Here is a 25312-nt window from a genome sequence, read left to right as displayed (position 1 = left end):
ATGGCACCGCTCCAGAATGCGCTGATTTCGGTTGCGGTCGTTGTCCTAGCGGCAGGGAGATCGAGCAGAATGGAGCGCTCCGGACACAAGCTCCTGGCGCGATTTCGTGGCGTGACCCTAGTTCGCTTGGCTGCTTTGGCCGCGACCGGTTGCGAGAGTGGCTCGGTCGTGATGGTGACCGGATATCGAGGTACTGACATCGAGGCCGAAATTGCGGGGCTCGAATTGAGCGTTGTAAGAAATTTCCACTACGCTGATGGCATGGCAAGTTCGATCGTGCTCGGCGTCAGGCGCGCCGCCGATTTCGATCCCGATGGCATCATGATCATGCTTGCAGACATGCCGCTACTCAAAACAAAGGACCTCGTCACGCTCATTGGTGCTTTTCGGACGAGCAGTGCCAAGGCCATCGTCCGAGCGGCATGCGACGGGGTCCCGGGCAATCCTGTTATTTTCCCACGCTCGGCCTTTGCGGCACTCCAAGGTCTTCGTGGTGACAACGGCGCTCGTGCGATAATTTCGCAGTCTGCTCTCGACGTAATCGACGTTGAGATCGGCGTGAGCGCAAAGATGGACATCGACACCACAGAGCAACTATTTGCTTTTGGCGCGCAGCCGGAAGCCGACTGATGGACTAGATTTCTTCTCGTCCGAGCGCTTCTGCGTATTCTCTGCCGATTGATGAAATACCCTCATAACGTCAAACGGTTGTGGGCTCTAATCCCAGCCTGTTGTCTTTGCTATTTGTTGTCTGGCCGCCTCCTGATCGCAGATCTTCCAAGCGCCTGTAAGCAGTGTTTCCATCCGTAACGAGCAGGCTGCCGACAACGGTGTTGTCCCGGATGAAGGCGTGTAGGCTCTCGCGATTGATGTTGACGATTCGCTGCAGACGGCATCGTGCTGGATATTTTCCAGCCTCAACCTCAACCGCACCAATCATGAAAATCTTGCCGATGGACTGCGTCCCTGACCACCGCCTTCTGGCTCATCCTTACGGCGGAACGGAACATTCGTCTCGTCGATCTCGATCATGCCGCGAAGTGGACGCCTGTCCGGATCGATCATCGCCCTGCGGAGCTTGTTCTACGTCCATGGAAAAGAGCGAGAAGCGAACTGCCATCTTCGATGGTCGCGCGCGGCGGAGTTATCGATGGCAAGCCGGCTGGAACCTGGGAGGCGATGATCAGGGAGCATCACGAAGGTTACATCACCTGGGACGACTGCGAGCGCAACCCAACAGCAACTCGCGCTCAATAATTATGGCCCGCGCCGGCGGGGTCAAATCGGGCCGCGGCGGCAAAGCGCTGCTATCGGGATGCCGCGACTCGGGACTGTTCTGGAAATAAGATACGGCACCATGCATATCGATCGCAGAAGCGACTAGCTCTGCGATCGATTTTACAGGTGGCCAAGAGCGCCGACGTAGCGTAGTGCGGTAGACGCAAGTGGCCTGCTTACGCCACCCCTATCCCGCCGTAGCTATGCCGCGCCTCAGCTTCCTTACTTGGCAAGTCGTTGGCTGAAACGCCGATCGAATATGAACTCTGCCATTCGATTCTTCATCATCTCAACCGAACCGCCCGCGATCATCCACCCCTTTGTGCGCAGCATGCAGTATTCGGCGAGAGTCTCTCGGCTATACCCCATCCCACCCATGATCTGGACTGCCTCACAGGCGACCTCGAAGCCGACCTGATTGCACGCCAATTTTGCAAGCGTCGTGTCATATGCCGACGGTAATCCCGTATCTGCCCCGACCGCTGCCTTATATAAGAGTAACTGTGCGGACTCGAGCTTCATAGCCATATCGGCGAATTTCCATTGCATACCCTGGAATTCGCACAGTGGGCGGCCAAATTGCTTTCGTTCGATGGCATAATCCCGCGCAAGATTGTAGGCATGGCGGCCAATCGCGAGCGAGCGCGCGGTGTTGCCAATCCGCTCTACATTGAATGCCGCAATCTGCTGTTTGAAGCCGCCGGGCCCAAGAAGAAGGTTCTTCTTTGGCACCCTAGCATTCTCGAAATAGAGTGGGCACCATTCTTCCCCGCTCATGAACTGCGACGGCTCACCGACAGTGAACCCGGGCGCGTCGCGCTCTACGATAATTGAGCCGATACCATCAAGCCCGGGCGCAAAACGGCAGTAGACGAGAAACAAGGACGCATCTCGGCTGTGCGTGCCAAAAACCTTCTGACCATTGATGAGATAATCGTCGCCATCTTCTTTCACTGATGTCCGAAGGTCAGTGGCGGCCGAACCGGCCTCGGGCTCACTCATGCCGAGTGAAATGACCATTTCCCCCGACAACAGCTTCCCCAGCCATTTCTTCTTTTGATCATTATTCGCATATTCGGCGAAGGTACGGATTGCCCCGAAGTTGCCGGCCTGAATGATGTCGGCGCTTTTCGGGCATATGAGCGCCATCTGCTCAATAGCAATAACAGCATCCATCAGCGTTCCGCCCATTCCGCCGTCTTCGGGCTTAATGGTAATGCCGAGAAGTCCCTGGTTGGCGATCATTTTCGCCTCCTCCCAAGGATATTCGTTTGAATGAGCGCGCTTAAGAGCGCCCTCTTTGAATTTGTCGGTCGCAAACCGTCTTACACTATCTGCAAAAAGCTGCTGCTCATCCGTCAGGGCGAAATCCATCGTTCCTCCAATTCGCTACATCCTGATGTTGCATCAGGATTTAAGGAAAAATTAAACAGGGTCCGCATTAATCTAATACAAACTTATCCCAGATGATAGGACATGTTTACAAAACTCCGAACATTTTTATTGTAAAGGATTGAAACCAGTCCCTGTCCTACCTCCCCACGCATCGTGGCAAAGTTCCGCAGAGCCCCATAACTCCCTCAAAACACGCTTCGAAACGCAATCAACGGCGCCGATCATCCTACGACCGCCGCCGAATATCAGACTTTTCAATTTGACAAAAATCCAGAATGGTGGGAACTCTTTACTGCATATGGGATTCGTCGGCGTGCTGGTTGATGTTGTCGCAAAGAAAAGTCATTTGAAGCCTGACATGTCGTGGCCACCGAGGCAAAGCTTGAAGCGAATGGACAGGATACAAAGGCTACCACCGCAAAACATCAGACGCGGTGTCGGAGAAGATGGACGCCAATAGAATAAGCGTCGGTTATGATTGGGAGTGTCAGATGGATCTGGGAATAGCAGGCAAGCGAGCGGTCGTGATAGGCGGGAGTTCAGGGCTGGGCTACGCGGTTTGCGAGAGATTGGCCGCGGAAGGAGTCGAGCTAGTCATATTCGCACGTAATGCGGAAAAGCTGCACAAGGCTCGTGAAGAGCTGCTCCAGATCCCGGGCGCGAAAGTAGAAACGGTTGAAGGCGACATTACAAACTCCGACGACGTCGAACGGCTTAGGAATGAACTCGTAAAAGGTGGTGGGATGCAAATCCTGGTGCTCAATACGCCGCCTCCGCCGCGACCGATGTTTGATTTCCTGGCAGAGCAAGACGACCAGCGTTGGGAGGATGCCTATCAGGGACAGCTAAAAGGTGCCCTGCTGATACTGCGTAAACTCGCTCCATTGCTTATTGGTCCGGGGTGGGGGCGAATTGTGGCCATCACATCAGCATCTATCAAACAACCTCTACCAAATCACGCTCTTTCAACTGTCTATCGTGCCGGAGTGCTGGCCGCTCTGAAACATCTGTCCATGGAAATGGCCGAACATGGCGTAACCGTCAATTCGGTTGCGCCGGCTGTGGTAGTGACATCTACCTACCACACTGTCCATAATATCGAAGAAAGAGTTAGCCGAATTCCTCTAAAAAGGGCCGGCAAACCCGAGGAGCTAGCCGCCACCGTTGCGTTTTTTGCGTCCGATCTCGCTGGTTTTATTACAGGCGAGAATGTGCAGGTGGACGGTGGCTTCACTAGGTCACTTTACTAACCAGGGATCCGAAGCCTGGGCAGGTCTAATTGATTTTTCGATGGGACCTGACCAACGAGATTCTAAAAGCCGCGGCGACGTCGCGTGCGCACTAGCAAGTCCAATACGAACGCATCCTTGTAGGATCCTTGGATAATTTATGCCGCGCGCCCAATCCCCATTCGCGCTACTCAGGAGACGCCCGTTTCTTGTCTATTGGCTCGCGGGGTTGTCAGCGAATTTCGGATGGCAAATCCAATTGGTTGCGGCTTCCTGGCTTATGACTACCCTCGATGGCTCGCCCGAGCTTGTCGCTTCGGTTCAAGCATCCGTTGCCCTTCCCGTCATGTTGCTATCGCTCCCGGGAGGAGCCATTTCTGACATGATTGGCGAGCGCAAGCTGGTTCTTTGGTCGCAATCTTTCCTGATGTCGGTATGTATTGTTCTTGCGACATGCGCTTACCTGGAAATGCTCACACCGCTGCTCCTCTTAACCTGTACTTTTCTTATCGGCAGCGGGAGGGCGCTGTATTACCCAGGGTGGCAAGCGATGATCTTTGAGTTCGTCTCGAAGACTGACGCTGTTCCGGCAATCGCCTTGAATTCGAGCAGCCTTAATATTGCGCGTAGTCTTGGGCCGGCCATAGGCGGTGCTCTAGTTACGATAGCTGGTGCCTTTGTGGCTTTCGTCATCAGTGCCCTGAGCAATCTGAGCGTGGTAGACGTCGCCAGGCGATGGCCCGCCCATAGAAAATCAGGCACGCTGCCGCCCGAGCCGTTCGCCAGCGCCATGTTGGCGGGGATACGATATGTCGCGCTTTCGCCGATGCTAGTGGTGATCATGCTGCGCTCGGCGGTCTTCAACGTAGCCGCGATAGCAGTCCTCGCCCTGTTGCCGCTCGTCGCAAAGGATTTGTTGCACGGAGGGCCTGAGTCATTCGGCATTCTATTGGGTGCCTTCGGGGCCGGTGCGGTAGCAGGTGCAGTCGTGATCGACGACTTGAGGCAAAAGGTATCGATTGAGCCATTCATAGCAATCGGTTTCTTGGGTTTTGCCGTCTCGGCTGCAACTTTGGCCTGGAGCCACTTCCTTCCTTTGTCGATGGCCGGCGCCGCGATTGGGGGCCTATCCTGGGTCCTCGTGCAGGTAACGCTATACTCCACGGCTCAGGTTTCCTCACCGCGGTGGGTACTCAGCCGTAGCATAGCTATATATCAGATGTTCGTTTTCGGCGGAAATGCCCTCGGCAGCGTAATTTGGGGACTTGTCGCAGGGCAGTCCGGAACCAGTGTTGCCTTGCTGGCTTCGGCGGTCGTGATGGCAATTGGCTCCAGTTTCGGCCTAGCTTTCCGAATTCGAGAACCTGACAGCGATAAACTCGATCAAGATTCGGAGTGGTCAGCACCACAACCGAAGCTCGATATGGTACTAACGAGCGGGCCGATCATGACGACCGTTACATACCGGATTAGGGAGGAGGATGCTTCTCAGTTCGTCGACGCGATGCGAGAAAAGCGACGAAACCGGATCCGGGATGGTGCCTTTCGATGGACTCTATCAAGAGATATACAAGATCCTACCGTCTGGTTTGAGCGGTTTAAGGTCGCAACTTGGGCAGAGGCGCAGCGTCTTCACGCCCGCCGCACTGTCGCCGGTGCACAAGTTATCGCGTACCTGCGCAACTTGCATCAGGGTCCCGGACTGCCCGAGGTGCATTATGAACTCATCCGTGATCCAAGCGCCGGCACCTGGCGAAGTTCTTTTCCTCCGCGAATGGATCATTAGAGAACATGTCCAAAGCCGCTTCGTTGCGCTGAGCAGCGCCGGTTAGGCGATTTTGCTAGTGCGACATAAAAGTGCTGGGATACTAGCCTACTGCACGCGCCGGCCGGTCGGTTCCAACCGCGATGACACCAACGCGATCAGTGACTTGCCGACCAGCGTCCTTTACGATCGCGACAACGCGTTCGACATCGTCCCGGTTAAACTTCGATTCGGCTCCAGCAACGCCGATACTACCCAAAATTTGCCCCGCTTTATTGAAAATTGGCGCTGCAATACCAATCACATCAGGATTAAACTCGCCAACCGACTTGGCAAAGCCGGCTCGTCTAATCTCCGCCAGGTTCTCTCGAAAAGAGTCCCAATCTGCTCCAAGTCCCGAGGTGGCGATTGTTGCTTTGTGCTTGGCGTAGATGCTGCGCAGTTGATGAGGACCCAAATGCGCCAGAATGATTTTCGACGCGGCGCCTCGAAAGAGCGGCCGCCGCTGGCCCCTTGAAAACAGGTGCGCAGGGCTATCTGGAGCAAGTTCCTCCCTCACGCAGAGCACCGAGCCACTGAACAAGGCACACAAAATCGCCGAAAGTGCTGATTCACTCGCAATTTTCTTAAGCACCGGACCAGCGGCCTTATAGAGAGGATCACAATGTCGGATCTGAAGATCCAGCTCAATAATTCGAGGTCCTAGCGTGTAGTAACCATTTGCTACAGGCGCCAGCATTCCGATATCAGCCAACGCCTTAATGTAGCGATAGCCCGTGGATCGCGATGTTCCCAACGCAAGGATTAGAGCATCGCTGGACCAAGCTGGTGCAGCAGCCGTGAAAAGATCTAGAAGGCTGAGCATTCGCACGAGACTGTTCGATCCCATGTCGTCGGTGGCAGCCTTGGCGCTCTGTTTCGATGGAACTGCTGAAGGGCGGTTCGCGAGGGGATTAGATGGAGTTTTCGCCATTGCACTCGGATCTTAGGGAAACGGTTCTCGCGGCTTCTGCCGAAAGCTTTCTGCTTGTATAAAGAGTGTCACATTATTAGAAAATCCACGGGCCTGTCCAGAACCCCAGACGCGCGAACTGGCAAATCTCTGTACTTTTCCATTGTCTTTCCGCACCTTGAGGCCGCGCACAACTAGGCGTGCGCCAGGAAAAGATATTCCATATCATCCACCGACAATCTCCGACCAGCTTCCAAAACGCTAGGACAATTCCGGGGTAAATCGTAGCAAACGCGTTAAAGACGAGATCGGTGTTTCTGGGTCAAGGAGATCGATAAGATCAAAAAGCTCAGACGCACGCCCTGCGCCCATGACGTCTTGAGTCAGTTCGTCTAGCTTCGCGCGATGTTCTTTTTCGGTAAAGGGATTATTTGGCATCCCCTTCGCGCCCTCCATGAAGATACTCTGCTTGGAGCCATCCTTGTAGGTCACAGTGACTTCTCCGACGAAATTAAAAGGATAGCGCTCATCGAGTTCTGGCGAGTGAATGACGCGAACGCGTCGCGCGAAAGCCACGACGTCTGTATCGCCGCGGAGTTCGAATGCACCATCAAGAAAGGCCCGGTGCGTTGCGTAACCGTTGCCTTTTCCCAACGCGGCAAGTGCCATCTGCAGGGCAAGACTGAACTGCAGTTCTTCAATGTTGGTCGTACCATTCTCTTGCGCTTGCGGATTGTCACCAAGGGTGCGGGTCATTGCCTGGACAATAGCGTCAACAGATTCGATCTCACTAGCGCGGTGACGAAGACTGGTCATCGCGTCAATATAGGCATGGTGAGCGCCACAGCAGCAATAGGCCTTGAGCCAGATGTCCTTTAGTCGTTGATTCCTCACGGACTGGAATGCTTCAACCGCAGCGGATTCGACTACCGGCCGACGAATGAAGTTTAGAAAAAAACCTTTCGGTCCCGTCAGATACCGTCGTGGTCCAGTTATACCCACACGCGCAAGATTGACGGCTTCGATGCCGTTGCGTACCGCGATGCCAGCATGCACACGTTTGATAGACCCACCACTTTTCGTGTACTCGGTGGTTCCAGACGCATGGCTGAGCGCAATGGCCATCGCGTGCCGGACCTCCTCCGCTTTGAGTCGATGCAGTTTTGCTGCAACTGCCGCGGCTCCGAAATTCGCCAGCACTGAATGTGCGTGCCAACCCGCATTGACGAGGTCCGGAGCAGCGAGGCGGCCCAGCCGCGCGTACACCTCATAGCCCGTCACGATGGCCTCGACGACCTCGCCGAGCGTCGCTCCCACCTCCTCACCCACCGCAATCGCGGTGGGAATAACGCAACATCCTGGATGACCATTGCTCGCTACGTCGTCGTATTCGAAGCCATGGCCATATGTAGCATTGATATAGGCAGCATCTGCTGCATCGATTGTCTGTTCTTCAGAAACAACCGTCGAGGTTCCCGAGCGAGGTTTGCTCAAAAAGCGTCTGGCATCGCGAGACCACGGCAAGTCTACCGCCCCGACCTGTAGCGCGAGCTGGTCCTTCAGGAGTGCCTTTACAGCGGACTGGGACGATGGCTCGATATCCGACCATTTAAAGTCGACTACGAACTTCGCAACTGCCATTTCGAGGTCACTGCTGGTCTCGGGTTGTTGATGGGGCATTTCGTTCCTCTAGATTGGGCTGCTGGCACGCCTCTTCGCCGGGCGCGTGAAAGGCTTAACCGCAGTCGTAAACGGACAGTCACAGCTGCGGCGCGCGGTTTTGTGACAAAATATCCTGTCATACGGGATTGCGCAATACCTGCAGAACGGAATGCTGATAGCATTTCTGCGGTGTCACGTTTTGTCCACACAGGTCACTTTCTTTAACTTGAGCGGAAACTCATTTGCCGACTCCAGCGTTTGGGGAGTGAGACGTGCTCGCCCACATTGACAATTATCTCACAATGTCGGACTAGTTTACGTGGTCATGTTGGGTGGCCCCTCGGTAACACGACTGACCGCTCGCATAATTGCTCATCCGATTTGCCATGACGGTGCGCGCGCCACATAACGCAAAGGAAAACTCCATGACTGAGATTGGAAACGACGTTGTGCTTATTAAAGAAACGGCGAGCGGTGTGTTTCTCGTCACAATTAATCGGCCAGACCGTCGAAACGCATTGAATTTCGAAATCAAAACTAGGCTCGCGGAAATATTGGAGACCCTGGATCACGATCCCGCGGTGCGCGTCATTGTACTGACCGGTGCAAATAAATGTTTCGTGGCAGGGACAGATCTGGGCGAAATGGCCTCGATGACACCTACGGACCATACAATTCTTGTCACTGATCGCGTTTTCACGGTGATGCGCCGTTGCTCAAAGCCGCTAATCGCTGCTGTTGAAGGTTTTGCGCTTGGAGGCGGCTGCGAGCTTGCACTGGCGTGCGATATGATCGTGGCAGGAGAGGGGGCCAAGTTTGCCTTGCCGGAAGTTCGTGTGGGTGTCATGCCTGGAGCTGGTGGCACACAGCGTCTACTGAGAACTATTGGTAAGTACCTCACCATGCGCATGGTTCTGACAGGAGAGCATATTGGTGCACGCGAAGCCTTTTCCATGGGCTTTCTGTCACTCGTTACAAGTGACGGTAGCGCGCTGCGGGGCGCGCTCGACCTCGCCGACAAAATTGTCGCCATGCCGCCGCTTGCGATAAAGGCGATCAAGGAGGTTATGCAAATCGGGGGCGATGCGTCGCTGGAGACCGCGTTGCTTCTCGAGCGCAAGGCATTTCAGGTTCTCTTTGATTCGCAGGACCAATCCGAAGGTATGCGCGCGTTTATGGAAAAGCGGACTCCGGAGTTTTCAGGCCACTGAATTGTCAAACTTGTTCATGCTCGGAATGTTGAGACCTAGCAACCGGTAGGGCTACGCGTCCAAGCACCTGAATCTGGGCAGATCCGTGTCAGTTTTTAAAGCTCCCTTCGCCACATACGGTGCTCGAAGTCAACTTGCGCGCGTCGGTATGAAACCCCTCCCAAATTTCGACCAGTTGCACCCTTGCGACGCTCAACTTTGTCACGCTTGGCACACGATTGGGTTTCTTTTACCGCGAAAGCGCTTGACAAACATCGCCCGATACCAATTAATGTCAATATATGGGATTAACTTACGCCGTCGAAACGATGGATGAGTTAGTTTGCCGAGCCTTCCAACGGAAGTCCAGAATCCACGGAGAATGGCGCGTTCGCGCTGGCATAGGGCAAGCCGTTTCCGGCTTGTATTTGACTGAGGACAACACGGGGCCGGGCTTGGATCGTCGTGTGAAAGAGAGAATCCGAGATGGTAGAACTTACTGCAGACGTGGGCCGCTTCCTCGCAAATATCAGGTTTGAGCACCTGCCCCCCGATACGATACAAGTCGTAAGGGACGCGTTTGCAGATACGGTCGGCGTTGTTATGGCCGGCGTTGATCAGCGGCTATCTGTCATCCTGCGCAAGACGTTGGTAGAACCCTCAGGCCGGCAAGAATCCCGCGCCTGTCTTTCGACAAGGCTGGTGGCCGGCCCCGACGCGGCACTTTTGGCTGGAGCTATCGCGCACGCACTGGACTATGGGTGCCAGACGATGTCGGGCCATCCCGGAGGCGTGATCATCCCGGCAATTCTTGCCGAGGCTGAAGTCCTCGGATCCACGGGCGAGGAGATGGTCACAGCGTTCGTTGCCGGCTACGAAGTGTGGTGCGAAGTTTGGCGGCGCAACAAATCCTATCACCAAGCCGGTTGGCATCCGACCGCTCTGCTCGGTCCCCTAGCCACGGCTTCAGCCTGTGCGGTTTTGCGAAAACTATCGGCCGAAAAGGCGCAGATGGCTGTCGCTATAGCCGCCAGCCACTCTGGCGGCCTATTTTCGAACTTTGGCTCCATGACCAAGGGCTATCATTCAGGCATGGCATCGAGGAGCGGCGTCATCGCAGCGCGCCTTGCAGAAGCCGGCATGACGGGTGGAGCAGATGCGCTCGAAAATGAGCAAGGCTTTCTAACCGCCTTTTCGTCGGGCGGAACGCCTGATCGGGACTCTCCCTCGCAGCTGGGAAAAGAATGGTACCTGCCGCGCTACAAGCTGCAGTTCAAGATGCATCCAAGCTGTTTTTTTATGCATCGCTCGTTCGAAGGCACTCTAAAGATGCTCGGAGACCGAAAAATTGATCCCGATGAGGTTGAATCGGTCGAAGTCGAAATGGGACGCGGTCAAGTGACCGTACTTGTTCATAATCAACCAAAGAATCAGTACCAAGCTCAGTTCAGCGGGCAGTTTGGTATCGCTGCGGCCGTCATCCTCGGCAAATTTGGTGTTCCGGAAATCGCCGACGAGGTTGTGCAGCGACCGGATATGCAAGCCTTCTACCCGAAAGTGAGGCTGAAAGCGGTCGAAGCATTCGATCCGCGGGATCCGGTTTTTTCACCAACGGAATCGGTGGTCATGAAGCTGAAGAGCGGAGAGATCATCGAGAGTGGCCCGATCGCCACGATCCCGGGCTATGCCGCCGAGCCACTCACGCACGATGAGCTGTGGGGCAAGTTTCGCGAATGCACGCAACAGACACACACTAATGCGCAAGCGTTCGAGCTGTTCGATCTTCTTCAACAGATAGAGAAGCTACCTTCGGCACACGCACTCCCGACCTGCACCACCATATTCCAAGATTAAATACCCAGTTACCGCGCCGCGCGGGACAAAACGAACACATGAGGAGGACATATCCATGGAAAAGAAGATGATCACCGTCTCACAGGCGATCGCGAAATTGCTCGAACAAATGGGCACGGAATTCGTCTACGGGTTGAATGGCCATGGAAACTGGGGGCTGCTCGATGCCCTGGTCTATGACACCAAGATTAACTGCATCGGCGCCCGCATGGAAGATCAGGCAGTGGAGTTGGCAGACGGCTATTGGCGCTACAAGCGCGGCGGCCCACTGCCAATTGTGACCACCAGTGTCGGTCCCGGCAATGCCAACATCATGCCGGCTGTCGCCACCGCCTACTACGAATCTATCGCTATGCTGGTCCTGGTCGGTGTAGGTGCAACACATTGGTTCGACCGCGGCGGAATCGAGGAGGCTTATCGACAAGGCCCTGAGGATTTTTCCGGCGCCATCAGGCCGATGTGCAAAAGATCAGTCATGGCGACGCGACCCGACACCTGCATCGATATGTTCCTGCGCGCCTATAAAACTGCACTCACGGGGCGTCCGGGTCCAGTTGTCATGGCCATTCCTTTCGATATCCAGCATGCATTGATTCCAGAAGATAGCCTTCCTGACCCCCGCCCTTACATGCGTGTACGCCGCCCAGGCCCAGATCCAGAGGGTGTGACCGTTGCAGTCGAGCTTCTGAAGTCCGCCGAGCGACCACTCGTCGTTTTCGGTAGCGGTATCGCTAACAGCGGCGCGCATCAGGCGCTCCTGGATTTCGCCGAGGCGACTGGCACCCCGGTCGTCGCGACTTCGGCCGGGAAGGCTGCCTTCCCTGAGACACATAGATTATCGGCTGGTACAGTCGGACGAGCTGGGACATTGCATGGGAATCACCTTGCAAGGCGTTCTGACCTTATCATTGGGGTCGGCACACACTTTACGGACATTGACTCGGGCGGCTGGACCTTATTCGACATTCCCGGAAACGCAAAGCTGATCCACATCGATATCGATGAAAATGAGCTAGGGCGCGCTTATCCGACCGAGGTCGCTCTTAACTCGGACGCACGACTAGCTCTGGAGGCGTTGACCAAGGAAGCGAAAGCCTCAGGGGTCGCGGAGAAGGCCGCCTGGACGGCCGAACTCGGTCGCGAACGTATCGCGTTCAATGAAGCGGTAAAGCCCCTTCGCACGTCGAACATCTCTCCTCTCCATTATGCACGGGTGTGCGAGGATGTCAGCCAAGTCGTCGAAGAGAGGTGCCCTGACGCTATCCTCACTTTCGATACGGGCCACATGCTCAGCTTTGGTCCTGGGTTCTTGCGGGCTTCTTCGCGCAACATCTACCACAGCAGTTTCATGCACCGCATGGGGTGGAGCGCGTCAGCCGCCATCGGCGCCAGCATGGCAAGTGGGGGCAAGCCAGCGATTGCACTATTGGGCGATGGCGCTTTCATTATGCGCGCCACTGTCATGCTCACGGCAGTTGAGCAAAAATTGCCCGTTATTGCCATCGTCTTCGACAACAAATCCTTGCAGATTGAACGCGAGGCGATGTTGAAAATCTACGGCCGTGAATCCCTTTGCGACTATCGAAAGAAGGATGAGGAAGAGCTGTGGGGACCGGATTTCGTCAAAATGGCTGAAGGAATGGGCTGCGTCGGCGTGCGAGTCGATAAAGCTGAGGACTTCAAGCAGGCATTCGAGGCCGCCTTGGCGAGTAGACAGCCCACGGTAATCAGTGTTGCGACTGAAATCGAAACCCCACAATACCGTTCTGCCTGGTATCCATACCCGAAGAATTGGAACGAAACTTGGACCCCAGGTCCGGTTACTGGCCCAGAAGCAGCCAAAGGCTTTGTCATGCCGACATTCGAAAAGAACGAAAGCTAGTGAGGTTTTGACTATGGACGGCTTAAATCTCAAAGATCCACAGTTGCTCCGCTCCCAAGCGTTTGTGAATGGAGAATGGATCGACGCAGACAGCGGTGACACCATTACCGTGACTAATCCTGCGACAGGACAACCTGTCGGAACCGTACCGATGATGGGTGCCGCCGAGGCGCGTAGGGCGATCGAAGGTGCAGACATAGCGCTGTCCACCTGGCGAAAGACGCTTGCAAAGGAACGCGGGCGTTTGCTTCGCAAGTGGTTCGACTTGATTATCGACAACGCCGATGATCTGGCCCTAATTTTGACCTCCGAGCAGGGAAAAACTCTTGCGGAGGCGAAAAGCGAAGTCGTTGGGGGTGCCGCATTTATTGAATGGTTTGCCGAAGAAGCGCGGCGAACCTATGGTGAAACGATCCCAACGCCGGCCCAGGACCGGCGAGTCGTCGTAATCAAACAGCCTATCGGTGTTTGCGTCGCGATCACTCCATGGAACTTTCCAAATACGATTATCACTCGCAAGGCCGGCGCGGCTCTTGCTGCGGGCTGCACCATCGTCGTAAGGCCCGCAAGCACGACACCATTTACTGCCCTTGCCCTGGCCCATTTGGCAGCGCGCGCTGGAATTCCGCCGGGTGTATTCAGCGTCGTGACAGGAGGATCACGAGACATAGGAGCGGAATTTACATCCAACCCGATTGTGCGAAAGATCTCCTTCACCGGCTCGACGCAAGTCGGCCGTGCCTTGATGGCCCAGTCCGCAGGAACGATCAAGAAGCTCGCCCTCGAACTTGGGGGTAATGCTCCGTTCATTGTGTTCGAAGATGCGGACATCGACGCAGCTGTAACAGGCGCGATGGGTTCCAAATTCCGCAACTCGGGCCAAGCCTGCGTCGGCACAAACAGGTTCTATATTCACGATAGCGTTTACGACGCCTTCGTGTCGAAGTTTCTCGCCGAAGTCGCAAAGTTGAAGGTTGGAAACGGCGTCGAGCCGGATGTCACGTTCGGGCCGGTCCATGACATTGGCGGAGTACGCAAAACAGAGGACCATATCGCCGACGCGCTAGCGAAGGGTGCTCAACTTCTTGCAGGGGGGAAGCGACACGCCCTTGGAGGAACATTCTTCGAGCCGACAGTGATTGGCGAAGCCAATGCTTCTATGAAAGTAGCAAGCGAAGAGACTTTTGGTCCCCTCGCATCCATCTTCCGCTTTCACGACGAAGACGAGTTGATCAAAGCCGCAAACGACACGGAACTTGGGCTTGCATCATACTTTTACAGCCGGGACATTGGACGGATCTGGCGTGTTGCGGAGGCACTGGAAACTGGAATGGTCGGCGTGAATATAGGGCTGATGGCCAACGAGGCGGTCCCCTTTGGCGGTATCAAGGAATCGGGAGTCGGACGGGAAGGGTCCCACTATGGCATCGAAGACTATATGGAAGTGAAATACATCTGTATGGCCGGTATCTGATCGAAGCGATGAGCCGCCATGCGCCCCTAACCGGGCGCATTGGCTGATCTATGCCTTTGGGACGCCTCAAGTCTCCATGACCTGTGTCGGCCGCGCGACGACAGTCGGGATCTAATAGAATCCCACAGTTTGACATATTTTTACCACTTGAGAGATGCTTGCGCGTGTTGTTTTCACGCTCGCCGGGCAACGAGGACATAGAGGAGGAGCCACTGTGAACCCCCACGACAAGCGGCAGTTCGAAGCACTGTTCGCACCAACCACCATTGCGCTAATCGGTGCCTCCGGGGACCAATCCAAACATACGTCGCGTCCGCAAAGGACATTGCGCAAGCACGGCTACCAGGGCACGATCATCCCTATCAACCCAAATCGTGATGAAGTCGGTGGGGACAAGGCATACCCGTCCGTATTGGACGTGCCAGGTAAAGTTGACCATGCGTTCATAATGGTGCCACGCAACGCGGTCGCAGACGCTATTGCACAGTGTGCCGAAAAAGGGGTTGCGGTCGCGACCATTTTTACAGACGGATTCGCCGAAACCGGCGATGAAGGGCGTCGGCTCCAAGAGCAAATTGTGACCACAGCGCGAAGAGGTGGTGTGCGGTTACTCGGACCAAACTGTAGCGGTATTTACAGTAGTAAGCCGTCCGTTGCTTTGTCTATCAACGCCGCTGTTGAGAAACTCGATATCGTCCCTGGTCCCTTGGCAATAATTTCGCAATCGGGAAGTATGACCGGCGGGCTAATGTCCCGTGGCCTTGGCCGCGGCGTCGGTTTCTCGAGAATTGTATCGATAGGCAATGAGTGCGATCTCTCGGTCGGGGAAATTTCAGAATGGCTTGTCGATGACCCTGAGACAGGCGCAATTCTTCTATTTCTAGAAACATTTCGCATGGCCCCGCGCTTGGCACAGGCTGCCCGACGCGCCGTCGAGGCCGGTAAGCCCATTATCGCCTACAAACTCGGGCGTTCCGATGTAGGAAGAGACCTGGCTGCCTCGCATACCGGCGCCATGGCAGGCGGTGACGAAGTCGCAAACGCATTCTTCCGCGACAACGGCATTCTCCGTGTCGACTGCCTCGAAACGTTGTTCGAGCTACCAATCATGCTGCGTGGCCAACGCCCCTCCAAACAACACCGAGTGGCCGTGATGACCACCACGGGGGGAGGCGCCGCGACTGTCGTCGATCGCCTAGGAACACTCGGCGTCGACGTTGTCCCCCCAAGCGAGACGGTAGTGGAAAAGCTCGCTCTAAAAGGAATAAACATCCCCACAGGTCGCCTGACCGATCTGACTCTGGCTGGAACCAAGACCGAAGTTTACAGCGCGGTTGCAGGCGCGCTGCTGGGCTCGGATCATTGCGATTTGCTTGTCGCGATTGCTGGGAGCTCGGCGCAGTTTCAACCGGAGATCACCGTCGGACCACTAGTCGAAGCCGACAAAAACGGTAAGCCACTTGCAGTCTTTATAGCACCGCATGCAAGGGTTGGGCTCGATCAGCTGGCCGAAGCCGGTATTGCCGGATTTCGCACGCCTGAAACCTGCGCCGACGCCGTTAATGCCTGGTCTAAATGGTCTACACCCATCGTTCGGCCGGTCCCTGATCAAAAGATAGTCGCGGCCGTGCAACGTACGATCGATGCCTTGGAAGGCCGCAGTCCAAATGAGCTTGACGCGGGAAAGGTATTCAAGGAGATCGGCGTCGCGACCGCCCCCACGCAGGTAATTCACTCGGTAGACGACACGGTCGGGCTGAAATTTCCCGTTGTCGCCAAGATCCTGTCCGCAGACGTCCCTCATAAGACCGATGCGGGTGGAGTGGTACTCGGCATCAAAGACGCGGCCGCACTTCCAGAAGCCGCCAAGGCAATCCTGAAAGGTGTTGGTTCAAAGCACCCGAAGGCTAAGATCGACGGGATCTTGGTCCAACAGATGGAACGTGGGGGTTTGGCCGAAGTCATTCTGGGTTTCCGGCGCGACCCGGAGGTCGGGCCAATTGTTGTTTTAGGCATCGGCGGCATTCTTGCGGAGGTTTATAAGGACGCCGCGATCAGGATGGCCCCAACAACGCTCGAGGAGGCCCGATCGATGATCGACGAGGTCAAGGGCCTTGCTGTTATCCGCGGTTATAGGGGGCTGCCCCGTGGGGACTGTGATGCGCTTGCTCAAGCAGTTGTGTCGATGTCCCATCTCGCGTCGATCGCAAGCATCGCTGACGCAGAAATCAACCCTCTTTTCGTAAAGCCTGAGGGTGAAGGTGTCGTCGCCGTCGATGGCTTGATTGTACTAACCAACACAGAAACGAACGGTGGGCCGCGTTCGCCGCACGCACACTAGAGGAGATTGAAATGGAAACTGGTTTGGCCAGAAAGACAGCAATCGTCACAGGGGCCGGCAGCGGAATTGGCGCGGCCATTGCTTCCCGGCTGATTGCTGAAGGCGCAAACGTTGTTGTTGCGGATATTAATTTTGAAGCCGCCGAAGCTCAGGTCGAGGCGCTTCGAAGCGAGGGCGGCAACGCTCTGGCGGTTCGGGCCAACGTGGTTGACGAGGCGGAAGTTGTGGCGATGGTGGAGCAGACCGTCTCTACATTCGGGGCGGTGCACATTCTCGTCAACAATGCTGGACTGACGCGCGACATGCGCATTACGAAGATGACGGATGCCGACTGGGACATCGTTGTCGACGTGATCTTGAAAGGGTCATTTCACTGCACCAAAGCGGTCCTGCCGTACATGAACGAGCAAAAATGGGGGCGTATCATCAATATATCGTCGCGGGCCCATTTGGGAAATCCGGGCCAGGCGAACTACTCAGCCGCAAAAGCCGGCATCATCGGCTTCACGAGGGCAATGTCGCTAGAGGCGGGTCGCAATTTCGTTACGGTGAATGCTGTAGCACCGGGCATCATCAATACGGAAATGATCCGCTCACTACCTCACTGGGACAAAATTCGAGAAAACGCCGAGAAAACCACACCCATCCCACGTGTCGGCGAAGCCGAGGACGTTGCAGACGCAGTCGCTTTCCTGGCATCCGAACGGGCGAGCTACATCAGCGGCGACGTACTTCACGTTACCGGCGGGCGCTACTAACAGGATAGAGAAAATGACAGAAGCTTATATTGTCGGTATTGGTATGACGCCGCTTGGCAAGCACTGGGATCAAAGCGTCAAGCAGCTTTCCGCGCGAGCTATCGACACGGCGCTTGCCGATGCTGGAGTTGAACTTGGAGCCATTGAGGGTGCGTGGTTTTGCAACACGCGGCTCGGCGTCTTGCAGGGCCAGCACAACATTCGCGGGCAGACTGTACTGCGCTCCTACGGTTTCGAGAATATTCCGATCTTCAACACCGACAATGCGTGTGCCAGCTCGAGCTCCGGCCTTGCTCAAGCATGGGCGGCCGTTCGGGCTGGAATTCACGATGTCGTTCTCGTGGTGGGCGCGGAGAAAATGAATTTCCGCGACAAGGAACAGCAGATGTTCGAAGCCTTCAAAGGCAGTTCGGACATCGAACTCTTTGATAGCCAGATGGAGGCGCTTCTGGCGCTGGGCGAGGAACTGCCTCTACCAGAAAAAGCTCTAGCGCAGGCCGGCCAGCGTTCTGTTTTTATGGATATCTATTCAGCGATGGCGCGCTATCACATGCACCGATTTGGTACCACAGAAGATCAGATAGCCGAGGTCGCGGCAAAGAACCATTGGCATTCCCAATGGAACGAGCTTGCGCAGTATCGGACGCCGATGACCCGAGGAGAGGTATTAGCGGATAAGTTGATTTCCTATCCGATGACGCGAGCAATGTGTGCACCGATGAGTGATGGTGCAGCCGCTTTGGTCATCGCGTCGGATCGAGTATTGGACCGTTTCGATCGCAGGCGCGCCGTGGGAATTCGGGCTGTCGCCGTTAGCAGTGGCAGCAACCGAAAGCCAGAAGAGATAGACAAACACTTGACCCGTACCGCCGCAAATCGCGCTTACCAAATTGCTGGGCTGGGACCTGAGGACGTTTCTGTTGCCGAACTGCATGATGCGACGGCGTTCGCCGAAATTATGCAAAGTGAACATTGCGGCTTTGCCGCCTACGGCGAAGGTGGGCCACTCGCTGAGAGTGGCGCCACTCGCCTTGGAGGGCGTTTGCCTATAAATGTGTCGGGGGGACTGCTTTCAAAAGGTCACCCCATCGGGGCCACGGGTGCGATCCAAGTCAACGAAATCGTTACCCAACTTCGAGGCGAGGCAGGTAAGCGTCAAGTGGAAGGTGCCCGTATCGGCCTTTGCGAAAACGGAGGCGGCTTCTACGGGTTCGAAGAAGCGGCGTGCGTGGTGTCGCTCTTTGAGGCCCCGGCGGGGGGCTGATCATGAGCATCGATGCAAAGCAACTTCTCGCCTACACTGTCGAGGATATTCATCAGACCTATACTCCAAAGGATTGCGCGTTCTACGCGCTTTCCGTCGGCTTGGGATTGGATCCCCTCGACGAGCGTCGCCTGGCATTCGTAGACCCGAATAGGGGCGCCGGGCAGCTCGTACTGCCGTCAATGGCGCTCGTACTTGGTTACCCGGGGTTTTGGCTTGTGCGTCCGGATACTACCATTGACCCAACCCGCATCCTTCATGGCACTCAATCGGTGGTGTGGCATCGGCCGCTGCCGACAAAGGGCGACGTTACCGGAAAGACGCGTATTACCCAGCTTATAGACCGGGGCGAGGGCAAGCATGGTATGATCGTGTCCGAGCGCGACATCATTGATACAGCCACGGGCGAGCTCTACGCGACCCTCAAGCAGATCCATGTCTTGCGAGGACAAGGGGGCTTCGGCGGTGATACCGACCCACTTCCACCGCCCCATCAATTGCCGAGCATTGAGCCGGCGTGGTTCATTGATGTTCCAACAGGTCCAGACCAAGCACTGCTATACCGGCTCAACGGCGATCTCTTTGCGCTGCATGCCGATCCTGAAATGGCGCGCAAGTCCGGCTTCCAACGACCTATTCTTCATGGCATGTGCGTTGCTGGTATAGCCACCCAGGTGTTAATGCGCCTTCTTGCAAAGGATGATCCGTCACGTCTCAAATCCATCGAGATGAGGTTTTCGGCGCCCATTTATCCGGGCGAGACAGTTCGGATCGAGGCCTGGGCCGATGGTTCATTTCGCGCTCGCTGTGTCGAGCGCGACGAGATCATTCTCGACAACGGTCTGATGCGATGCAACTGACGAGTGGGCGAGCGAGGCGGGTACTCGCTCACCCATGCCATGTTTGCGCAAAGAATTTCCCCACATCAAACTTGCCAACATATGCGAGGGTCGCTGGCTAAAAGAATATGTGGGGCATCGGCCGCTCGCGTGAGGGAGGAATCGAAATGAGATCTAAACTTGTCGTGGTAAGTATGGCATTGCTTTCCGCAATGGTCGCGCGGGCTCCCGTCTGGGCAGAGGATTATCCATCGCGGTCCGTGCAGGTGATCGTTCCTCAATCACCCGGCGGTCTCGGAGATATCGCAGTTCGAGTGTTGGCGCCAGAATTGAGTGCTTCGCTAGGCGTGCCGGTTGTTATCGAGAACAAACCAGGCGCTGGTGGAACCGTTGGAATGGCAGAGGCTAGGAGAGCAGCCGCAGACGGCTCCACGCTAGCGCTCGCCGCTGCAGGATCGTTTTCCATCAACCCGCACCTGCAAAAGAATCTTCCATACGATCCTTTGACAAATTTCGAGCCAGTCTGTCGAATTGGAGGAGCACCCAGCGTCTTGGTAGTGAACCCATCGCTGAATGCTAATTCACTGCCTGAACTACTCGCCAAAGCTAAGACAGATCCGGTTTCTTTTGCCTCAGGTGGCAATGGCACACCGTCACACTTAGCACAGGAGCTCCTGAAAGCCCGCGTGAAAGTACAGTTTCTACACGTTCCTTATCGCGGCACGTCCCAGGCTGTTACTGATACGATCGGAGGCCACTCACAAGCGCTGTTCGAAACGGCAGGTCCCCTACTCGGCGCCATCCGCACCGGACAACTTATCGCATTAGGCGTCACAAGCCCCAATCGACTCCCCGCGTTGCCAGATGTACCCACATTTAAAGAATTGGGCATTCCTGACCTGGATTTGCTTGGTTGGAACGGACTGGTTGTGCCGGCCGGCACGCCTGAAACGATCATTGCGCGGTTATCCAAGGCATGCGAGCACGCGGTGTCGGCACCGGAATTTCTAACTTTCGCTAAGGCTAACGGTTATGTCATATCCTATGCGCCAGCTGCAGAGTTCCGTGATCACATCATCAGCCAGCTGAAAAAATGGGGAGAGCTCGTTCGTATGTCTGGCGTCAAACCACAGTAGATCCAACCTTCAACAATCAAAAACTTGGCTGGTCGTTGCCGTTGGCAACGGCCAGATGGCTGCGAAATGCGACATCCGAGCATTCACACTGGATGCGGATGAATTCAGATATATGCAAATCACCAAAGCGCAAGTCGGACTTGAGAATGCGCAGGTCCATATCCGCCAGTCTGAGCTGAGCCGCTATGGGGCTGCGGATTCCGAGGCGAAGCCGGCCGGCAGTCCGATCAGAGACTGACCGGTTTTCGGCTCTGAAGATTACCTCCTGGGTCAGCAACTTGGCATCGAACCCGTGATGAACGAGGAGGTTTTGATTCGCAAAGAGAAGGCTGATCGTGAGACAGTTGAGACAAGTTCTTCGGCTTGCCGGAAGCGGGAAGAGTATTGGGAATGGCGTGCAGACTGTCGGAACTCGGCCTTTATAGTGTCGCCGCAGCCTTCCAGGAGCTCAACGAACAATCCAGAGCGGGCGGCCTCGAGCATGGAGACGGCCCTATCGTGCTGCTTCGAACGAAAAACTACAATGCGCCGCCAGAAGCGCTTAGAGGCCCGCGCGAGGGCTGCCGAGCTGCTTCATGAAGCACAGATCGAGAATCCCGACTTTCGTGCAGCACGCGGTCTCGGCTACATTCTGTTCATTTCGTTTGCCGGTCGCGACCTTCTTGTCACCGGGCCAGCCGGGGTTGAGCTTTTTGAAGTCGCTTGCGATGGCGCGTTACCGATTCCACGAAGTGCACGGAAGAACTTTTGCCTGTACCAGCACTGAGATTAGTGCCCACAGCAGACTTATTTTTAGGGCGAGAATGCAGAAAAAAGCGTCCGCCGAGGATTGGCGATCCTCGGCGGACATCACCAGCTAGTTCATTCAGGCTTTAATCCCGAACGTTGAACCAACTCGCCCCACTTATTCAGTTCGCTCGCGATATGCTTGCGGAATTCCTCGCGCGGCGCGTAGGCCACCAAAAGGCCTTGCTCGTCGGCGAGCTTTTGAAAGTCGGGCGAGGAAACAGCATCGTGGCAGGCTTTTTCGAGCTTATCGATGACTTCTGTGGGCGTGCCGGCGGGAACGACCAGTCCAATCCAACCAATGAGCTCCATGCCCTCGAAACCGAGCTCTTCAAAGGTTGGAACATCGGGCAAAGCGGGCAAGCGCTTCGGGCTCAAAATACCTAGACCAATGAGCTCTTTAGTGCGAACAGCGCCCGAAATGGCCCCTGGCGATTCAAACAGCAACTGAACATGACCGCCGATGGCATCTGTTACGGATTGCGAAGTACCGCGGTAAGGTACATGCAGGAATTGAACGTTCGTGCGGGCCTTCAACAACTCCTGAGCCAAATGGCTCGGCGTGCCTGGCCCCGACGATGCGAATGACAAATTGCCCTCTTTTGCCTTCTCAATGAGTTCCTGGACACTTTTCACCCCCAGGGAAGGATGAGCTACTAAGACACTGGGGGAGCCTCCGATACGGCACACTGGCTCGAAGCTTTTGACCGGATCATAAGGTAGATTCTTGCGAAGATGCGGGTTTATTGAGAAAGACGACGCTGCGGCAAGGGCCACCGTGTACCCGTCTGGTGTGGCTTTTGCAGCAGCACCCGTACCGAGTGTCGCGCCGGCACCGGGTTGATTTTCGATTACAACAGGCGCTCCCAAGGTTTTGCTCATGGAGGGTGCGAGCTTGCGCACCGCTATGTCGCTTACCCCCCCGGCCGACAACGGCACAATAATTTCGATTGCTCTATTAGGAAACTCCTGAGCGGAAACCGGGGCCTGTGCGGCGGCTATTAGGCCCAACATCGCCAGAGATGATGCAATGATTCTTGTTCTTGGTGGAATTCTCATTTGTGCGTCCTCCGATTTGGCTCGGCTCCTCCCTGGAACACGACGGCCAATGTTGCAAATTTATCCCGTATTATGAGATCGGTCAATGACTGCGATCAACCGGCTCAGGCTCTCAGCCAGATATGTCTCTCTTAAACCTCAAGCCCCTGCCAGCCGACAGGCCCATCACAGAGTGGCCTTCGCGATTATTCCTCCTCGAAAGCCACATCACGGGTTTTCCGCATTGCCGGGACGGCGATCAAGAGTACCGAGCCAAGTGCCAGGGCCAGTAAGGTCGCACTAATCGGTCGTTCGACAAATACCATCGGATCACCGTGGGCCAGCAACATTGCGCGGCGCAAATTCTCTTCCATCATGGGTCCGAGCATGAACCCTAAAATCAGCGGCGCGGGTTCGCAATCAAGCTTTGCGAACAGGTAACCGACCAACCCAAAGAGCGCCAATGTGCCAATATCGAAGCTCGAATTTCCAAGACTGTAGACGCCGATTCCGCAAAACACCAAGACGGCCGGAAAGAGCAAGTGGTAGGGCACGGTAAGCAGCCGCACCCAAATTCCAATGAGCGGAAGGTTAAGCACCACGAGAAACATATTACCGATCCACATCGACACGATGACGCCCCAAAACAACTCGGGTTGCTCAACCATCACAGCGGGACCCGGCTGAATTCCTTGAATGATAAGCGCACCCATCATGAGTGCCATGAGAGGGTTAGACGGAATGCCCAAAGTCAACATAGGAATAAACGAGGTCTGCGCGCCGGCATTATTGGCACTTTCAGGGCCTGCAACGCCCTCAATTGCGCCATGGCCAAATTCTTCCGGATGTTTTGACATTTTCTTTTCAAGCGCATAGGAGGCGAAAGACGACAACATAGCCCCGCCGCCCGGCAGCACACCCAACAATGAACCCAAGGCAGTTCCCCGAATCACGGGCATGATGATGCGCTTCAAGTCTTTGCGGCCTAGTCTTAACCCCTCCACCTTCGTTACCAACGTTTCGCGTGTCGCTTCGTGCTCAAGGTTCCGGATAATTTCACTCAAGCCGAACATCCCCATCGCAACGATGACAAGATCGATACCATCTTCCAGATCGGGAAGTCCCAAGGTATAGCGAAGCGCGCCCGACGAAACGTCGGTCCCTACCAGGCCAAGGAGCAAACCAACCACGATCATCGCGATTGCCTTGACCAGCGACCCGCGAGCCAGAACGCAAGATGCAATAAGGCCGAGAACCATCATCGAAAAATATTCGGTCGGGCCGAATTTCAAAGCCATATGCGCTAGAGGCGTTGCAACGAGTACGAGGATGAAAGTCGCGACAGTGCCTGCAAAGAAGGATCCGAGTGCTGCTGTCGCGAGCGCGGTTCCAGCTCGCCCCTTTCGTGCCATTTGGTATCCGTCCAACGCCGTGACAACAGACGAAGACTCTCCGGGAAGGTTGATCAATATCGCGGTGGTCGAGCCACCATACTGCGCGCCGTAATATATTCCGGAAAGCATGATCAGCGCGGTGACAGGCGAGAGTGCAAAGGTGACCGGCAACAGCATTGCAATTGTTGGCATCGGGCCCAAGCCTGGGAGTACGCCGATCAGAGTGCCGAGAAAAACACCCAAAAAACAGTAGAGCAAGTTCGCGGGCGTAAGAACCGCTTCGAACCCGATGGAAAGGTTGGTTAAAAGTTCCAAGGTCTCTTCCTCCTACTGCAGCCAATAGCCGAGGACCGGAAAGGGCATTCCCAGCCCCCAGTTGAAGATCACCAGGCAAAACACTGTAAGACCGACTGCCAGAAGTACCGCATTTCTGGCGCGAAATTGCATACTTGCGAATGCACCTAGCGCCGTCAAAACGAATACCGCGATCAACATTCCAGCCGGTCGGATCAAAATGCCGAAAAGTGCGGTCGCACCTATTACGAAAACGATGCCACGAAGGTTGAGACTTTCTAAGCTCTCTCGAACGCCAGTGAGCGATTTTAGAGCGACGACTGCGCCAAGGGCGATCAGTAAGATCGCAAGCGACACGGGAAAGAAGCCTGGCCCCATCTCGCTAACTGTCCCGACTCGATAATCAAGGCCACCCCACAAGAACCCTAGCCCGATCGTGACGAACACCAAACCGGCTACTAGGTCCTTCGATAAGACGCGCGAGAATTCCACTGTTCAGTCCTCCCATTTGTCTGTCGCCAACAGCTCTTCGGCGCCAGACGACTCTGTAGATCTAGAAGTCGGCAGCCCAGAGGAGCTCGAACACCAGATATCGATGGCGACTACCCCCCTCTGTTACGTCGACCTCTCGTGGGCGCTATTCGACGACGATCATCTTTGCTCATCGAATCTTCGCCGCCCGCCGCGTGAGCCGTCGTGTAATTTATCCCACAGTGTGACACTTTCGCAGGAGCAACGCAAGTAACCTGCGGATCATTGGTCAACTTCGAGCATCTCCCGG

21 protein-coding genes and 1 pseudogene are annotated in these 25312 nt (G+C 55.5%); 14 read left to right on the top strand and 8 right to left on the bottom strand.

Annotated elements, in window-relative coordinates:
• The gene (locus FHX10_RS32740; protein ID WP_132575139.1) at window positions 1–630 is read left to right on the top strand and encodes an NTP transferase domain-containing protein; all 630 of its coding nucleotides are present in this window, start codon (window positions 1–3) and stop codon (window positions 628–630) included.
• A 70-nt stretch (window positions 631–700) separates the two neighbouring features.
• Here the strand turns inward: FHX10_RS32740 and FHX10_RS35730 are convergent, their stop codons facing one another.
• A complete protein-coding gene (locus tag FHX10_RS35730; protein WP_409527301.1) occupies window positions 701–955 on the bottom strand; it encodes a transposase in 255 nt (84 codons plus the stop codon).
• Window positions 956–1097: 142 nt separating this feature from the next.
• Here FHX10_RS35730 and FHX10_RS35365 point away from each other — a divergent pair.
• Window positions 1098–1331 (top strand): annotated as a pseudogene (locus tag FHX10_RS35365) (serine recombinase); the annotation flags it as partial.
• A gap of 169 nt (window positions 1332–1500) precedes the next feature.
• Here the strand turns inward: FHX10_RS35365 and FHX10_RS32730 are convergent.
• Complete coding sequence (locus tag FHX10_RS32730) at window positions 1501–2652, bottom strand: acyl-CoA dehydrogenase family protein (RefSeq protein WP_132575143.1); 1152 nt, start codon at window positions 2650–2652, stop codon at window positions 1501–1503.
• 512 nt (window positions 2653–3164) lie between these two features.
• Here FHX10_RS32730 and FHX10_RS32725 point away from each other — a divergent pair.
• Together FHX10_RS32725 and FHX10_RS32720 are read left to right on the top strand one after the other, a co-directional pair.
• The gene (locus tag FHX10_RS32725) at window positions 3165–3923 is read left to right on the top strand and encodes an SDR family oxidoreductase (RefSeq protein ID WP_165932261.1); all 759 of its coding nucleotides are present in this window, start codon (window positions 3165–3167) and stop codon (window positions 3921–3923) included.
• A 139-nt stretch (window positions 3924–4062) separates the two neighbouring features.
• Window positions 4063–5688, top strand: coding sequence for an MFS transporter (locus tag FHX10_RS32720; RefSeq protein WP_132575147.1), 1626 nt, complete (start codon window positions 4063–4065; stop codon window positions 5686–5688).
• An 82-nt stretch (window positions 5689–5770) separates the two neighbouring features.
• On the opposite strand, the gene FHX10_RS32715 is transcribed toward FHX10_RS32720, so the two are convergent.
• Window positions 5771–6556, bottom strand: a complete 786-nt coding sequence (locus FHX10_RS32715; protein WP_210294515.1) for an IclR family transcriptional regulator — start codon at window positions 6554–6556, stop codon at window positions 5771–5773.
• Window positions 6557–6880: 324 nt separating this feature from the next.
• Window positions 6881–8299, bottom strand: coding sequence for an MmgE/PrpD family protein (locus tag FHX10_RS32710; RefSeq protein WP_132575151.1), 1419 nt, complete (start codon window positions 8297–8299; stop codon window positions 6881–6883).
• Between the two features lie 407 nt (window positions 8300–8706).
• On the opposite strand from FHX10_RS32710, the gene FHX10_RS32705 reads away from it, so the two are divergent.
• From FHX10_RS32705 to FHX10_RS32665, 9 genes are all read left to right on the top strand, one after another.
• Window positions 8707–9492 (top strand): enoyl-CoA hydratase-related protein, encoded by a 786-nt coding sequence (locus FHX10_RS32705; RefSeq protein WP_132575152.1) that lies wholly within the window; start codon window positions 8707–8709, stop codon window positions 9490–9492.
• Between the two features lie 465 nt (window positions 9493–9957).
• Window positions 9958–11325, top strand: a complete 1368-nt coding sequence (locus FHX10_RS32700) for an MmgE/PrpD family protein (protein WP_132575154.1) — start codon at window positions 9958–9960, stop codon at window positions 11323–11325.
• A gap of 55 nt (window positions 11326–11380) precedes the next feature.
• Window positions 11381–13207: a thiamine pyrophosphate-binding protein gene (locus tag FHX10_RS32695; RefSeq protein ID WP_132575156.1), complete on the top strand. Its 1827-nt coding sequence runs from the start codon at window positions 11381–11383 to the stop codon at window positions 13205–13207.
• A 13-nt stretch (window positions 13208–13220) separates the two neighbouring features.
• Window positions 13221–14681: an NAD-dependent succinate-semialdehyde dehydrogenase gene (locus FHX10_RS32690; protein WP_132575158.1), complete on the top strand. Its 1461-nt coding sequence runs from the start codon at window positions 13221–13223 to the stop codon at window positions 14679–14681.
• A gap of 214 nt (window positions 14682–14895) precedes the next feature.
• The gene (locus FHX10_RS32685; protein ID WP_207910834.1) at window positions 14896–17022 is read left to right on the top strand and encodes an acetate--CoA ligase family protein; all 2127 of its coding nucleotides are present in this window, start codon (window positions 14896–14898) and stop codon (window positions 17020–17022) included.
• Window positions 17023–17033: 11 nt separating this feature from the next.
• Window positions 17034–17780 carry an SDR family oxidoreductase gene (locus FHX10_RS32680; protein WP_132575162.1) on the top strand — a complete coding sequence of 249 codons (747 nt, stop codon included), beginning with the start codon at window positions 17034–17036 and terminating at the stop codon, window positions 17778–17780.
• 13 nt (window positions 17781–17793) lie between these two features.
• On the top strand, window positions 17794–19044 hold the full coding sequence (locus FHX10_RS32675) for a thiolase family protein (RefSeq protein WP_130815663.1): 1251 nt from the start codon (window positions 17794–17796) through the stop codon (window positions 19042–19044).
• A 2-nt stretch (window positions 19045–19046) separates the two neighbouring features.
• A complete protein-coding gene (locus FHX10_RS32670) occupies window positions 19047–19904 on the top strand; it encodes a MaoC/PaaZ C-terminal domain-containing protein (RefSeq protein WP_132575164.1) in 858 nt (285 codons plus the stop codon).
• Between the two features lie 146 nt (window positions 19905–20050).
• Window positions 20051–21019 carry a Bug family tripartite tricarboxylate transporter substrate binding protein gene (locus FHX10_RS32665; protein ID WP_165932263.1) on the top strand — a complete coding sequence of 323 codons (969 nt, stop codon included), beginning with the start codon at window positions 20051–20053 and terminating at the stop codon, window positions 21017–21019.
• 16 nt (window positions 21020–21035) lie between these two features.
• Here FHX10_RS32665 and FHX10_RS32660 read toward each other — a convergent pair whose 3' ends face one another.
• Complete coding sequence (locus FHX10_RS32660) at window positions 21036–21179, bottom strand: hypothetical protein (protein WP_165932264.1); 144 nt, start codon at window positions 21177–21179, stop codon at window positions 21036–21038.
• A gap of 363 nt (window positions 21180–21542) precedes the next feature.
• Here FHX10_RS32660 and FHX10_RS32655 point away from each other — a divergent pair, with 363 nt between their 5' ends.
• Complete coding sequence (locus FHX10_RS32655) at window positions 21543–21785, top strand: hypothetical protein (protein ID WP_132575168.1); 243 nt, start codon at window positions 21543–21545, stop codon at window positions 21783–21785.
• Window positions 21786–21880: 95 nt separating this feature from the next.
• Here the strand turns inward: FHX10_RS32655 and FHX10_RS32650 are convergent, their stop codons facing one another.
• From FHX10_RS32650 to FHX10_RS32640, 3 genes are all read right to left on the bottom strand, one after another.
• Window positions 21881–22864, bottom strand: a complete 984-nt coding sequence (locus FHX10_RS32650) for a tripartite tricarboxylate transporter substrate binding protein (protein ID WP_132575170.1) — start codon at window positions 22862–22864, stop codon at window positions 21881–21883.
• A 185-nt stretch (window positions 22865–23049) separates the two neighbouring features.
• Window positions 23050–24552 (bottom strand): tripartite tricarboxylate transporter permease, encoded by a 1503-nt coding sequence (locus tag FHX10_RS32645; protein ID WP_132575172.1) that lies wholly within the window; start codon window positions 24550–24552, stop codon window positions 23050–23052.
• Between the two features lie 12 nt (window positions 24553–24564).
• Window positions 24565–25023 carry a tripartite tricarboxylate transporter TctB family protein gene (locus FHX10_RS32640; protein ID WP_132575174.1) on the bottom strand — a complete coding sequence of 153 codons (459 nt, stop codon included), beginning with the start codon at window positions 25021–25023 and terminating at the stop codon, window positions 24565–24567.
• Window positions 25024–25312 lie beyond the last annotated feature (289 nt).

The sequence above is a fragment of the Rhizobium sp. BK591 genome (assembly GCF_014195045.1).
Lineage (GTDB): Bacteria > Pseudomonadota > Alphaproteobacteria > Rhizobiales > Rhizobiaceae > Rhizobium > Rhizobium anhuiense.
Note: the sequence above shows the minus strand (reverse complement) of the source record. Positions and strands in the feature narration are given on the sequence as shown.